Source organism: Dokdonia sp. Hel_I_53 (genome assembly GCF_007827465.1).
Classification (GTDB): domain Bacteria; phylum Bacteroidota; class Bacteroidia; order Flavobacteriales; family Flavobacteriaceae; genus Dokdonia.
Map to the genome: position 1 here is coordinate 1,279,436 of NZ_VISL01000001.1, position 12,343 is coordinate 1,291,778.

A 12,343-nucleotide genomic window follows, 5' to 3' on the forward strand; every position below is an offset into this window, starting at 1 on the left:
GGTTATCTACTTTTTATTGATCTCACCTTTATCTTTCTTGGCGGTATATCTGCTGGTTTTATGCCTCGTCCTTTTAAAGACCTTGCTACACTGCTATTTGTTTTCAACTTCCATAAATTCACTCTTGCATCAACACTCTCACTTCTTAACTCAGCAACCTGCTCCTTTAGGCGAGCTATCTCGTATACTTTTTGATCTGCCTTGTGAGAGCTAGCAATCATCACAAGCGCCAGTACTGAGAGAAAAATGATCATACGCCAGTTCTTTACAGAGTCTTCATCTACTAGAAATTTTCCTTTAAGAATATTATTAATATTTGATTTCATTTCTCTTTATTAGGGGATTAGAAAATGGTTTAGCCGTAAGAAAACTATATCTTTTCTGCTATTCTTAATTTTGCACTTCTAGCTCTATTATTAACTTTTATTTCATCTTTAGAAGGAATGATAAGCTTACCCACTTTTTTAAACGGCACTTCAAAATTCCCGTACATATCTTTTTCAGGTTCACCCTCAAACATTCCGTTACGGATATATCTTTTTACTAATCTATCTTCTAATGAGTGATAGCTAATTAAACTTATACGACCTCCGCTTTCTAACAACTGCTCAGTTTGCAGTAAAAATTCTTTTAATACCTCTATTTCTTGGTTTACTTCAATACGTATGGCTTGATAAATCTGAGCAAGAATTTTATGTGCTTTATGGTTTGGCAGAAAAGCGGCTAGCGTTTTTTTTAGTTGCTCACTAGTTTGTATGTGACTCACTTGCCTAGCCTGCATAATAGCACTCGCTAGTTTTGGCGCATTGCGTAGTTCTCCATATTGATAAAACACTTGTTTGAGCTGACCTTCCTCATAATCGTTAATAACATTATATGCAGAGAGCACATCCTTCTGATTCATTCGCATATCCAAGTTACTTTCAAAACGAGTTGAAAATCCTCTTTCTGCCACATCAAATTGATGTGAACTCACTCCAAAATCACCTAAAATCCCATCTACTTTTTTAATTCCGTGAAAACGCATAAAGCGCTTGATATACCTAAAATTTTCAGGAATGAGAGTAAAGCGTTCATCATTCAAATCATTACGTACTGCGTCTGGATCTTGATCAAAAGCAAAGAGCCTTCCCTCCTCATTAAGCCTACTCAATATTTCTTTAGAGTGCCCACCACCCCCAAACGTAACATCTACATAAACCCCATTAGGCTTTACATCCAGACCATCAACGGTCTCTTTTAATAAAACTGGATTATGATAATTCATCTGGTATATCGCTATCTCCCATAACCTCTTCAGCTAGATCTGCAAAGTCTACCGCTGCCTCATCTATGGCTTTTTCATATAAATCTTTATCCCAAATCTCGAGAATATTGAAAGCTGCATTTACTACGATCATCTTCTCTAGACCCGCAAAAGACGAAAGGTCTTTTGAAACTAAAATCCTACCCGTACTATCGACATCTACAGGTTTAACCCCAGCATTAAAACGACGTATAAATTCATCATTTTTCTTATTGAAACGATTAAGCCTATTTACTTTTGCGCTAAGTGTATTCCACTCTGCTATAGGGTACAATTCAAGACACTTTTGAAACACAGCACGCTTTAACACAAACCCGTCTTGAAGAATAGGGGCCAACTGTTTTTTGAACGCTCCCGGTAGCATAAGCCTACCTTTAGCATCAATTTTACATTCATATGTTCCAATGAGATTAAGCACTTAGAATTGATTAGTTTATTTTGTTTAACTCAAATATAGGACAAATATTACCACATATTACCACATTTTACCACTTTGTTAATAAGTTACCCCACTTACAAGCGGTTATTAACAACATTTTGGGCTTTTGCTTTAACGAAGGTGATATGGAAGACCTACTCGTACGCGTTTATCGTCCATCAATTCGGAAAAAACTATTCATTTACCCATAAGATAGTAGTAGATAACTAATTGATCAGAAAGCACATTACTTAGGTATGAAAAAATACAAAACGCTTTTAATCAATTAAATATAGTCTGAAATACATGGCTTATTTTAATATGAATAGCATTTGGAAAAAAAATTTACAATCTATCTTAAATAGCTATATTTGCTAGAACTGACGTCTAACCAACTCTATGGAACACAAACTTACAACCGAAGGAAAATTTACGTACCTCGAAAAAGGCGAAGGCACACCTATAATCATCTTGCATGGCCTTATGGGTGGTCTTAGTAATTTTGACGCAGTAACTACTTTTTTTTCTGAAAAGGGATATAAAGTTGTGATACCAGAACTTCCTGTATACACAATGCCTCTTGTAAAAACCGGTGTAAAAAGTTTTGCAAAATACCTCAACGAGTTTATCAAAATGAAAGGCTACGAAGAAGTTATTCTTTTAGGAAATTCTATGGGTGGACATGTTGGGTTATATCATACAAAAATGCATCCAGAATACGTAAAAGGCCTTGTTATTACAGGTAGTTCTGGTCTATATGAAAGTGCGATGGGTGAAAGTTATCCAAAACGCGGAGATTACGATTACATAAAGAAAAAAGCCGAGGGGGTTTTTTATGATCCTAAATGCGCTACAAAAGAAATTGTAGATGAAGTTTATGACACGGTTAATGACCGCAATAAGCTTCTTAAAACCCTTGCAATTGCAAAAAGTGCAATACGTCACAACATGGCGCAAGATCTGCCAGAGATGAACACTCCTACTTGCATTATTTGGGGTAGACAAGATGGTGTAACTCCTCCAGAAGTAGCTGAAGATTTTGATAAATTATTACCAGACTCAAATCTTTATTGGATAGATGAGTGTGGCCATGCTGCAATGATGGAGAAACCAGAAGAATTTAACACCATTCTTTTAGACTGGCTTAAACAAAGAGGATTCTAAGTGTAGTAGTTATTTCGCACAACAATATTTCCTTTTTGATTATTTCTTAATTGAGCTACTTGGTAAGTAAATGTCTATTTTTGTAGGTATGAAAATTAAATCTGCAACATTTGTTGTAAGCAACTCTGAAGTAGCAAAGTGTCCCAAAACTAAACTCCCAGAATATGCTTTTATAGGTCGGTCTAACGTTGGGAAATCTTCTCTCATTAATATGCTTACTAATCGTAAAAGCCTAGCAAAAACATCTGGACGTCCGGGGAAGACACAGCTCATAAATCATTTTCTTATTAATGAAAATTGGCATTTAGTGGACCTCCCAGGTTACGGATATGCTAAAGTGTCTAAAAAAGATAAGAAAACCTTTCAAAGATTTATCACAAATTACTTTGAAAAACGAGAGCAAATGATTTCTGCATTTGTTCTGGTAGACTGTCGTCACGAGCCGCAAAAGATTGATTTGGAATTTATGGAGTATTTAGGAGAACGCGAAATCCCTTTTTCCATTATTTTCACAAAAGCTGATAAGTTAAGACCGCAGGCACTTGAACGCAATATCGAAAATTATAAAAAAATAATGCTTGATGGTATTTGGTGGGACTTCCCTAACTATTTTGTAAGTAGTTCTTCGTCTGGTGAAGGCCAAGAGGAAATTCTCAGTTATATTGATGACATAAATTCAAACCTTAAGCTGTCATAAAAAAGCTTAGACTTAAATCAATTTCTTTACCTCATCAATTAGTTTGTCTATAGAATCTAAAGCATTCATTTTTTCAGTTGTTATTCCTACTTCTATCTCTTCAGCTCGTTGAATTAAAAGGATTGGAAAACTATACTTAGGCAACCACTTAGAATTATATTTCTTTAAGAACTCATCCTTATGTAAAAATTCAAATGGGATACTTACGCTTTCGCGAAAGCGTAACCACTCTTTCTTCTCTTTTAAAATGCCATGTGTTAGACTACACAGATTACAATTATAAGTTGAAGGACTCAAAAGTTTATGCCCCACATCTAGCAAAGCATTGTGCTTTCCTGAATTTGCATTATAAACAAAGAGGAATTTTTTAATCACTTTTTCTTTTCTAGATCAAGATGCTTAGCGAAGTAATCGCAAAAATCTTTCATCGTGTCTGCCATTTTATCATCGTTAGTTGCTCTACGAAAAGAATCTGTCATCCCAACGAGTGTCTGGTGGAAGAAAATTTGCATTTCATCTACAGGCATATCTTTTGTCCACAAATCAATACGCACAGATTCTTTTTGATTGTGATCCCATAAGGATAATAACATCGCTTTGGCTTCCTCATTTGCAACGCCTCCATCACGAGCTGTCCAAGCCATTTTTTCTGGAACTCGATTTTCATCTAGCTCTATTGCAATTTTTATATCAGATTTATGTGCTACTGCCATTGTATTACGGTTTATATTTTGCCGCTGCAAAGATAGTGGCTGCATCTTGAATGAGCATTGTTTTAAGTGGAACATCGTTATTTTCCATATAAGACTTTACAATCTCAAACCCAATAAACCTAGCAATACGCCCTGGAGTTTCGTTATCAAATTCTAAATAAAACTTTGAAAAAGGCGCTGGGTTCATAAATCTACTCAAGAGTTTGCGATCTGTACTATAAAGCAATTCTTTTTTAATAAAATATTCCCATATATTTCTTTCGTTCTGTTGGGCAAAGTTTAGTTCTTCTTTTGTGTAACCCATTATCTCATACTCTGGCTTTAAAGTGAGTAATCTTTTCATTGCAAAAAGCTTTTTACCTTCGTAGATCATTTCAGATAGAAATTCGATATTCTTTGGTTTTGAAACTACACCTTTTACAAATATGGCAGCCACATCTACATCAATTTGTTCCTTTCTAAAGTTTTTTGATTGAAATCTTGGGATGCCTGTATAGAAATGATGTTCTGCTCCCAAATATGTATCTAGTGCTATTACCAGTAGACTATCTGCAAGTACGACCTTATTACGATAGTCTACCTCTGAGGTTATCGTTATTATTTTTGGAACTGTCACCTGAGGATAATAGTACGTAATATGTTTAAATAAGTCTTGTAAAGATTCTTTTTCCTCTTTAAAATCTGGAAACTCCTTTAGAACTTCTGTGTTTAACTCTAGCTGGATAGTATCCTTAAATTTTTGATACCAATACTCATCTGGATATTTTTTTGAAAAAAGGTAGGGGTAGCGAGTGGTCAACTCCGACAGATCGCTATTTGTTGCTGCAGCAAATTCTTTATCAAATCTGACTACCTCCATATCTACAGGTTGATTTTCAATTTCTGATGGGATTTTAACTTCTTCTGCACATCCCAAAAAGAACACAGAAAGTAAAAACAGCATAAGTAGATTCTTCATAGAGTTTGTATCTTTATAATAGCTAATGTATGGCTCTTTCGAAAGATGTTATAAGCTTTAAACTAATTGTAAAAATACCAAATTTATAAACCATAAATATACGCGATATGCAAACTCAAAAAGTAGTTGATCACATTGTTAACTGGCTAAAAGATTATGCCACAAATGCTCGCATGTCTGGGTTTGTTATAGGTATAAGTGGCGGTGTAGATAGTGCTCTTACCTCTACTCTTTGTGCAAAAACTGGCTTACGAGTTCTTTGTATAGAAATGCCTATACATCAGGATGAGCGTCAAGTATCGAGAGCAAAGGAGCACATCAATCAACTCAAAAAAAGATTTGCAAATGTGACAAATCTTGAAGTGAATCTTACAGAAACCTTTGAAGAACTAAAAAAGGCATTGCCTATAGTAGAAAATAGCGAGCAGCTTAATTTAAGTCTCGCAAATACACGTGCAAGATTACGTATGAGCACTCTTTATTATTTTGCAGGATTACATAAGTATTTAGTTGCTGGAACTGGTAATAAGGTGGAAGATTTCGGCGTAGGCTTTTATACAAAATATGGAGATGGAGGTGTAGATTTAAGTCCTATTGCAGACCTTATGAAGTCTGATGTTTTCAAACTAGCTTCAGCAGTGGGTGTGCCAGAAAGTATTCTAAATGCGGCTCCAACGGATGGCCTTTGGGGGGACGATCGCACAGATGAGGATCAAATAGGTGCGTCATATGATCAATTAGAATGGGCAATGCTCCAAGATGAAAATGGTCATACAGCAAATGATTTTAATGGTGAGCAAGCTAGAGTTTTTAAATTATACAAAAAATTAAACACGGCAAACCTCCATAAAATGAATCCTATCCCTGTTTGTAAAATACCCGTTAATCTTAAGAAGTGAACCTCTTGTCGATTTTGTTTTCAATAACTTCAATTTTTCTACCAATTGAGTTACTTTGTAAAACAAAAGATGCAAGTTTATTCCCTTCTTTACTTGTCCTATTTTACTCGTCAAAGAATAAACAATGAACAAAGTCTTAATTGCAGACCACCATCCAATTACTAGAAAAGGAATATCATCAATACTCCTAGCTGAAGGTAATTTCGAAGTCATTGGCTCCGTGCAAGATGGTAATGATCTTTTAGAGACATTAAACTCAAAAGAGGTTGATTTACTTATTCTAGAAATTGATATACCTAACCTCAACAGTATTACAGCTCTAAAGGCTATAAAACGTGAATTTCCTAACATTAAAATATTAGTATTAAGCTGCCATCCAGAAGAGATGTATGCATTAAGTTCTATAAAATATGGGGCAGCTGGCTATGTAAGCAAAACAGCTTCTATACAAAGAGTTCTTGATGCTATTAATCAAGTTCAACGCGGTGGAATCTATATTAATGAATCCTTGAGCAAGCAATTAGTTAGTGAAGGTAACGCTGGACAAGGGCTCGCTTATAAATACAAAAAACTATCCAGCAGAGAAATTGAGGTTCTTAATTTGTTATCTAATGGAAAACGCAACAAAGAGATTGCCCACGAACTCAATATTAACGAGAAAACAGTGAGCACTTATAAAATGAGACTTCTCAAAAAGCTCGAAGCACAAAACGTAGCAGAACTCATTAAACATGCACGTTTGCTACAAAGCAGCCACGTTTAGACTGATAAAACCCTTCCTAATTTATTTCCTAACAGCGTATTGAGAGATTGATAATCGAGAATGTCTTTGATAATATCATTATTTTCAGAGCTGTTTTGAGTTTGCTCCATTAAATCCTTTATCTTTTGTGTTATCAGGTATTTTCTCAAACTTAACACTGTCTCTGAAACAAACTGTGATATAGAGGTATCTTTTTTACGGACATACACTTCTCTAGTATCCCAGCGATGCAATTCATACTTCTCATCGTTGAGAATAATATTTGAGATTTCTGATGCTTCTTCAGGCGCTAACTCATTGATGAAATTTTGAACTTGAAAGTTAGGGTCTGCATGCAATCGCTCCACGATTTTTGCGTATAGTGTCTTGAAAAGATCATTTGTAAACTCTACCTCATCATCTTGTAGGTCTAGATATATTTTTTCAAAAACTTTTGATGTATGCACAACTGGCTCAAGTTTTACGTTGCCATGATCATCTTCCGTCATAACGAGGTCTTCAAAATCTTCTTCCTTATGACCGTAAAGTAGTAATGCTTCGATAAGTTTCCGTTCTAACTCATAAAGAACATTTATTTTTTCTGACCTAGAAACAGCTTCGTTTGCAACTACAGACATTTCACCTGTAGCTTTAATTGGAGCTTTTTTTGAGGACTCTTTTCTGTTTTTATTTAAAATCTGAGCAAGAGTATTATACAACACATTTTCAGAAATATCCATTATTCTAGCACACTCTTGGATATAAATCTCTTGTTTAATAGCATCGGGTATTTTTGAAATACTCTCTACCATATCTCGCACAGTTCCAGCTTTTTTTACTGGATCTCCAGCGGCTTCCTTTACAAGTAAGTTTGCTTTGAACTGAATAAAATCTTGAGCGTTCTCCTTAAAATAGTCGAGAATTTCATCTCTAGAATGTTTTCGAGCAAATGAATCTGGATCTTCTCCTTCTGGAAAAGAACACACTTTGACGTTCATCCCCTGCTCTAGAATAAGGTCAATACCTCTTATGGCAGCACGCTCTCCTGCGGCATCACCATCAAAGAGTACCGTAATATTCTTTGTAAGTCTATTTACTAATCGTATTTGATCTGCTGTAAGCGCTGTTCCTGATGAAGAAACAACATTTTCGATTCCAGATTGATGCATTTGAATCACATCTGTATACCCTTCAACGAGGTAGCAATTGTCTTCCTTTGCTATCGCTTGTTTTGCATAATAAATACCATAGAGCACTTTACTCTTGTGATAAATATCACTCTCTGGAGAGTTAAGATATTTTGCCGCTTTTTTACTGCTATCCAATATTCGCCCACCAAAACCTAAGACACGGCCACTCATGGAATGTATTGGAAACATCACTCTTCCTTTAAATCGGTCAAATTGTTTCTCTTCTTTTACTATGGAAAGTCCCGTTTTTTCTAAGAATTCTAATTTGTATCCTTTACGAAGAGCCTCTCCAGTAAATGCATCCCATTGATCAAGATTATATCCGAGCTCAAATTTTTCTATAGTTTCATCTGTAAAGCCTCGCTCTTTAAAATAGGAGAGACCTATCGCTTTTCCCTGCTCAGTTTGAAGTAACGTTTTATGAAAATAATCTCGTGCATACTCACTTACGAGATACATACTTTCCCGCTCGTTTGCCTGCTCTTTTTGCTCGTCTGTTTGCTCAGTTTCTTCTACCTCAATATTATACTTCTTAGCAAGATATTTTATTGCTTCTGGATACGTAAAATGCTCATGTTCCATTATAAACGAAACCGCAGAACCACCTTTTCCACTTGAAAAATCTTTCCAAATTTGTTTTACAGGTGATACCATAAAACTTGGTGACCTTTCATCTGTAAAGGGAGAGAGTCCCTTAAAATTAGAGCCAGATTTTTTAAGATTAACAAAGTCACCTATTACCTCCTCTACTCGAGCAGTTTCAAATACTTTAGCTATGGTTTCTTTACTTATCAAAGGAGGATATTATCTGAGTTAAAAATAAAACAGTTTGTAAAAATAGTTTAAAAAATTACAACCCAATAATACTTAAATAGAGATATAAAAATAGCCTAAACTCCATTGAGTCTAGGCTATTTTAAGATTTTGGATATCTACGCTTTCGCGAAAGCGCAAACAACCCAGACTAACACTCAAAAAATATTACAAATCCCAACGTAAACCTAAAGACAAGTTGTTTACCTCCCCAAGATTTTCGGTTTTAAACGCTGAACTTAAATCATATTTTCCATACAAACTTAAGTCCCCAGATAATCTTATGTAACTACTAAATCCGTAAACAAAATTATCACCTCCAAAATCTGTTTTCTCTTTTGTTTTCACACGTTCACCGTCCACTTTATACTTGAGTTTTTGCTGCGTTCCTAAACGAAAACCTGCGTATCCTCCAATTCCCATTCTAAATTGCCTTGCAAGTCTATATCTTACATAATCTTCTTTTTGTTCTTTTTTCCATCCTCCAAATTCAAAATGAATTGGCACTACTAAATTTGAGAACCTTAATTGAGATTTATCCAAATCTTCTGGAAACTCTTCAAAACTAGCCATATCATTTGAAACTACAAGACGTTCATTTTCCTTCTTGAATAACTTATTTGTTTGTAGAGAAAGTCCATATTTTAAATGTAACGCGCCAGAATTTTCAAATACTCTTGTTTTCCATGCATACCCTAACTCAAAGAAGCGAGATCTTCCTATTGAAAATTGGTCCCCTATTTCACTATCCACTTCAGTAATACCATTATTGAGTCCGAACGCAATCACTAACTCACTGTACGTTCTTTTATCATATTCCTTTGTATCACCTACTTTACCATCATTTATTGTAATACCATATGTTTTTTTACCATCATCACCATCCGTACCCATATCAAAAACAACTTGTGATCCAACGTCATTATTAATTTTTCCATTTCTCTGGACTAGCTCAATCTTGTTATCAATAATTGCAGTTTCATTTTTGATATTAAGGGCTACTTTCTCTGCAAAAGCGAGTTTCTGTTCCTCTGCTTCTTCTTTTGTAATTTCTCCGCTTTCAACTTGTTTATTTAAAAACATCACACGCCTTTTAAGGGATTCTTTCTCGACGTTAATAAGCTCTTCTCTTTTTTCTTTGAGATACTCTATTTGATTTTGCTTATTCCTAATTCCTGAAACTTCTTTCTCTGAAGAGTCTTGAGCAGTTAAAGTTTGGGCAAAGATTGCCAGTGTCGCCGCGAGGGCAAGTCTAATAATTGATTTCATAATTGTTTGATTTTTGAGCGCTGTAAAGCGCGTTTATTGATGATTCTAATTAATTGTTTTTTGCTGCTACGGCATCTACTGCTTTATTAAAATTAGCTTTCAAAGTGTGAAATATTTTATCCTTAAAAGTATCTGGGTCTACTTCTGCTTCTATATCTAGCAGCATCGCATGAGCATCAAAGTTTGTGGTACTTGTATCAAATTTCTTATCATTAGTTATCTCACGAAAGGCTGCATCTAATAACTGATTTGCTTCGAAAGCGGCAACAGCATTACTTAGTTCTACCGATGAGTTTTGAATCTTGGTATTTCCAAGTTTTATATCTTTTAGACTTGTTTGTTCTAAATGTACATCATCGGTTTGCGCTACTACAACTGTGTTTTGAACATTTGCTATAGATGAAGACTTCTTAATAATAGGCCTCTTGAGATTCTTGTTGCTAGCCACGGCAGCATTAGGTTGTTCTTCATCATCTTCAATTATCTCTGCTACTTGAGTCGATAATTCTTCTTTGTCATCCTCCTCTTGGCTAAAGATTGGATTTCTTATTTTTTGATCTGTTTCAACGGAAGTATCGGTATTCTCTACATATTGGTTTTGAAGTAATCCTCTTGAATCATTATTGAAGATAAAAGTAGCAATGCTTATACCTGCAATAAAGCTAGCTGCAATACCTATCCATAACTTCCTCTGGCTTTTGTTTTTATTCTTCTCTACAGCGAGTTTACCTTCAATTCTATCCCAGGCAGATGCAGTAGGTGTAATACGCCTAGCTTCTAGTTTTTGTTTTATATTATTTTCAAAGTTCATCTTTGTCTAATTTAAATGCCTTGCAGGCTAGTATTTAATTCTTTGTCCAGTTGCAGTTGTAATCGCTTTCGTGCTTTAAACAGTTGGCTCTTTGATGTGCTCTCACTTATACCCAGTGTTTTTGCAATCTCTTGATGTTTATAACCTTCAATAGCATACATCACAAAAACTACTCTATACCCTTCTGGTAACTTATCTATTAATTCTTGAAGATGAGCAACCTCAAAATCTGTTTGTATATTATTTATCGCTTCACTACTTTCAACTTCCCCATCCTCAGAAAAATATAATTTTTTTACAGTGCGTAGATAAGATATACTCTCCCTTACCATTATCTTTCTTATCCATCCCTCAAAACTACCCTCATCATTAAAAGACTCTAGTTTTGTAAAAACCTTTAAAAATCCGTTACACATGGCTTCTTCTGCCTGATGTACATCTTTAATGTAATAGCGACATACACTTAACATTTTAGGCGCATGCTTCTCATAAAGTTTATGCTGAGCATCTCTGTGGCCTTTAATAGACTTCTTTATGAGTTGCTTTTCTGTATTAAACTGTATGACCTTCATTAGTAGTTGATGCGTTTCTATTTATATAGACGTCACTATTTTAAAAATAGTTGCCTCAGTTCAAAAAAAAAACTCCCAAACTTTTTAAAATTTCTATTTTAAAGGGTTTGGGAGTTGTTATAATTTTCAAGAAGTTTTTATCCTTTATATTTCATGGGGAGATGAACGACCTTTTTTGTTTCAAAAAAGTCTTCCTCAAAAAATGAAGGAAGTTCATAAATTTTTGCAGTCGTATATTTTTGTAATTCTTCTGTAAGATCACCACCCTTAAGGTAAAGGATTCCATTTTTTAATTCATGAGTAGATTTTTTTGCGATATGTCCTTTTACCCATCTTACAAAAGTTTCCATCTGGGCTACAGCCCTTGAAACGATAAAGTCATACTGACCGGGAACATTTTCTACTCGATCATTAGTGGTTTTCACATTAGTGAGACCGAGACCTTCCACAACTTCATTTACGACTTTAATTTTTTTACCGATACTGTCAACTAAATGAAAATCGCATTCTGGATGTAATATAGCGAGTGGTACACCTGGAAAACCACCACCGGTTCCCACATCTAAAATTTTTGACCCTGGATTAAAACGTTGGACTTTTGCAATACCTAAAGAATGAAGTACGTGACGCATATAAATTTCATCAATGTCTTTGCGGCTTACTACATTGATTTTAAGATTCCAGTCTTGATACAAGTCTTTAAGTTTCAAAAATTGCTCGACTTGAGTATCTGTGAGATCTGGGAAGTATTTTGTAATGATTTCCATAAATGATAGACTATTGTTGCAAAA

At 34.9% G+C, this 12,343-nt stretch carries 15 protein-coding genes; 4 read left to right on the forward strand and 11 right to left on the reverse strand.

All coding sequences use genetic code 11. From position 1 onward, the window contains the following. Positions 1-2: 2 nt before the first annotated feature. Genes OD90_RS05675 through mraZ form a run of 3 tightly spaced genes read right to left on the reverse strand, consistent with a single transcriptional unit; the run spans position 3 to position 1,724 of the window. Positions 3-326: an FtsL-like putative cell division protein gene (locus OD90_RS05675; protein WP_144667832.1), complete on the reverse strand. Its 324-nt coding sequence runs from the start codon at positions 324-326 to the stop codon at positions 3-5. Positions 327-370: 44 nt separating this feature from the next. Beyond that, positions 371-1,267 carry a 16S rRNA (cytosine(1402)-N(4))-methyltransferase RsmH gene (gene rsmH / locus OD90_RS05680; protein WP_144667835.1) on the reverse strand — a complete coding sequence of 299 codons (897 nt, stop codon included), beginning with the start codon at positions 1,265-1,267 and terminating at the stop codon, positions 371-373. Continuing rightward, complete coding sequence (gene mraZ, locus OD90_RS05685; RefSeq protein WP_144667838.1) at positions 1,254-1,724, reverse strand: division/cell wall cluster transcriptional repressor MraZ; 471 nt, start codon at positions 1,722-1,724, stop codon at positions 1,254-1,256. The genes rsmH and mraZ overlap by 14 nt, the downstream gene beginning before the upstream one ends. 399 nt (positions 1,725-2,123) lie before the next feature. On the opposite strand from mraZ, the gene OD90_RS05690 reads away from it, so the two are divergent. After that, entirely contained in the window at positions 2,124-2,888 is a 765-nt protein-coding gene (locus OD90_RS05690) for an alpha/beta fold hydrolase (protein WP_144667842.1), read from the forward strand. Between the two features lie 88 nt (positions 2,889-2,976). Beyond that, on the forward strand, positions 2,977-3,585 hold the full coding sequence (gene yihA, locus OD90_RS05695; RefSeq protein WP_144669643.1) for a ribosome biogenesis GTP-binding protein YihA/YsxC: 609 nt from the start codon (positions 2,977-2,979) through the stop codon (positions 3,583-3,585). A gap of 12 nt (positions 3,586-3,597) precedes the next feature. Here yihA and OD90_RS05700 read toward each other — a convergent pair whose 3' ends face one another. Genes OD90_RS05700 through gldB form a run of 3 tightly spaced genes read right to left on the reverse strand, consistent with a single transcriptional unit; the run spans position 3,598 to position 5,256 of the window. After that, a complete protein-coding gene (locus OD90_RS05700; RefSeq protein ID WP_144667845.1) occupies positions 3,598-3,960 on the reverse strand; it encodes a GTPase in 363 nt (120 codons plus the stop codon). Next, on the reverse strand, positions 3,957-4,298 hold the full coding sequence (gldC, locus tag OD90_RS05705) for a gliding motility protein GldC (protein WP_144667848.1): 342 nt from the start codon (positions 4,296-4,298) through the stop codon (positions 3,957-3,959). Before gldC ends, OD90_RS05700 begins: the two co-directional genes overlap by 4 nt. A 4-nt stretch (positions 4,299-4,302) precedes the next feature. Beyond that, positions 4,303-5,256 (reverse strand): gliding motility lipoprotein GldB, encoded by a 954-nt coding sequence (gene gldB, locus OD90_RS05710; protein ID WP_144667851.1) that lies wholly within the window; start codon positions 5,254-5,256, stop codon positions 4,303-4,305. Positions 5,257-5,363: 107 nt separating this feature from the next. Between gldB and nadE the strand changes: the two genes are divergently transcribed. Together nadE and OD90_RS05720 are read left to right on the forward strand one after the other, a co-directional pair. Next, the gene (nadE, locus tag OD90_RS05715) at positions 5,364-6,155 is read left to right on the forward strand and encodes an NAD(+) synthase (protein ID WP_144667854.1); all 792 of its coding nucleotides are present in this window, start codon (positions 5,364-5,366) and stop codon (positions 6,153-6,155) included. A gap of 124 nt (positions 6,156-6,279) precedes the next feature. After that, positions 6,280-6,918 (forward strand): response regulator, encoded by a 639-nt coding sequence (locus OD90_RS05720; protein WP_144667857.1) that lies wholly within the window; start codon positions 6,280-6,282, stop codon positions 6,916-6,918. Here the strand turns inward: OD90_RS05720 and dnaG are convergent. The 5 genes from dnaG to rsmG form a co-directional block, all read right to left on the reverse strand. Continuing rightward, positions 6,915-8,882 (reverse strand): DNA primase, encoded by a 1,968-nt coding sequence (gene dnaG / locus OD90_RS05725; RefSeq protein ID WP_144667860.1) that lies wholly within the window; start codon positions 8,880-8,882, stop codon positions 6,915-6,917. The genes OD90_RS05720 and dnaG overlap by 4 nt on opposite strands. A 186-nt stretch (positions 8,883-9,068) precedes the next feature. Next, positions 9,069-10,169 carry a hypothetical protein gene (locus OD90_RS05730; protein ID WP_144667863.1) on the reverse strand — a complete coding sequence of 367 codons (1,101 nt, stop codon included), beginning with the start codon at positions 10,167-10,169 and terminating at the stop codon, positions 9,069-9,071. Positions 10,170-10,218: 49 nt separating this feature from the next. Further along, entirely contained in the window at positions 10,219-10,980 is a 762-nt protein-coding gene (locus OD90_RS05735; RefSeq protein WP_144667866.1) for a hypothetical protein, read from the reverse strand. A gap of 11 nt (positions 10,981-10,991) precedes the next feature. Next, the gene (locus OD90_RS05740; RefSeq protein WP_144667869.1) at positions 10,992-11,552 is read right to left on the reverse strand and encodes an RNA polymerase sigma factor; all 561 of its coding nucleotides are present in this window, start codon (positions 11,550-11,552) and stop codon (positions 10,992-10,994) included. 137 nt (positions 11,553-11,689) lie between these two features. Beyond that, positions 11,690-12,319 carry a 16S rRNA (guanine(527)-N(7))-methyltransferase RsmG gene (rsmG, locus tag OD90_RS05745; RefSeq protein ID WP_144667872.1) on the reverse strand — a complete coding sequence of 210 codons (630 nt, stop codon included), beginning with the start codon at positions 12,317-12,319 and terminating at the stop codon, positions 11,690-11,692. Positions 12,320-12,343 lie beyond the last annotated feature (24 nt).

Excerpts from the sequence above, each read along its gene's own strand:
- OD90_RS05675 (WP_144667832.1), bottom strand. The coding sequence starts at position 326 with ATGAAATCAAATATTAATAATATTCTTAAAGGAAAATTTCTAGTAGAT.
- rsmH (WP_144667835.1), bottom strand. The coding sequence starts at position 1,267 with ATGAATTATCATAATCCAGTTTTATTAAAAGAGACCGTTGATGGTCTG.
- OD90_RS05690 (WP_144667842.1), top strand. The coding sequence starts at position 2,124 with ATGGAACACAAACTTACAACCGAAGGAAAATTTACGTACCTCGAAAAA.
- yihA (WP_144669643.1), top strand. The coding sequence starts at position 2,977 with ATGAAAATTAAATCTGCAACATTTGTTGTAAGCAACTCTGAAGTAGCA.
- gldC (WP_144667848.1), bottom strand. The coding sequence starts at position 4,298 with ATGGCAGTAGCACATAAATCTGATATAAAAATTGCAATAGAGCTAGAT.
- gldB (WP_144667851.1), bottom strand. The coding sequence starts at position 5,256 with ATGAAGAATCTACTTATGCTGTTTTTACTTTCTGTGTTCTTTTTGGGA.
- nadE (WP_144667854.1), top strand. The coding sequence starts at position 5,364 with ATGCAAACTCAAAAAGTAGTTGATCACATTGTTAACTGGCTAAAAGAT.
- OD90_RS05720 (WP_144667857.1), top strand. The coding sequence starts at position 6,280 with ATGAACAAAGTCTTAATTGCAGACCACCATCCAATTACTAGAAAAGGA.
- OD90_RS05730 (WP_144667863.1), bottom strand. The coding sequence starts at position 10,169 with ATGAAATCAATTATTAGACTTGCCCTCGCGGCGACACTGGCAATCTTT.
- OD90_RS05735 (WP_144667866.1), bottom strand. The coding sequence starts at position 10,980 with ATGAACTTTGAAAATAATATAAAACAAAAACTAGAAGCTAGGCGTATT.
- OD90_RS05740 (WP_144667869.1), bottom strand. The coding sequence starts at position 11,552 with ATGAAGGTCATACAGTTTAATACAGAAAAGCAACTCATAAAGAAGTCT.
- rsmG (WP_144667872.1), bottom strand. The coding sequence starts at position 12,319 with ATGGAAATCATTACAAAATACTTCCCAGATCTCACAGATACTCAAGTC.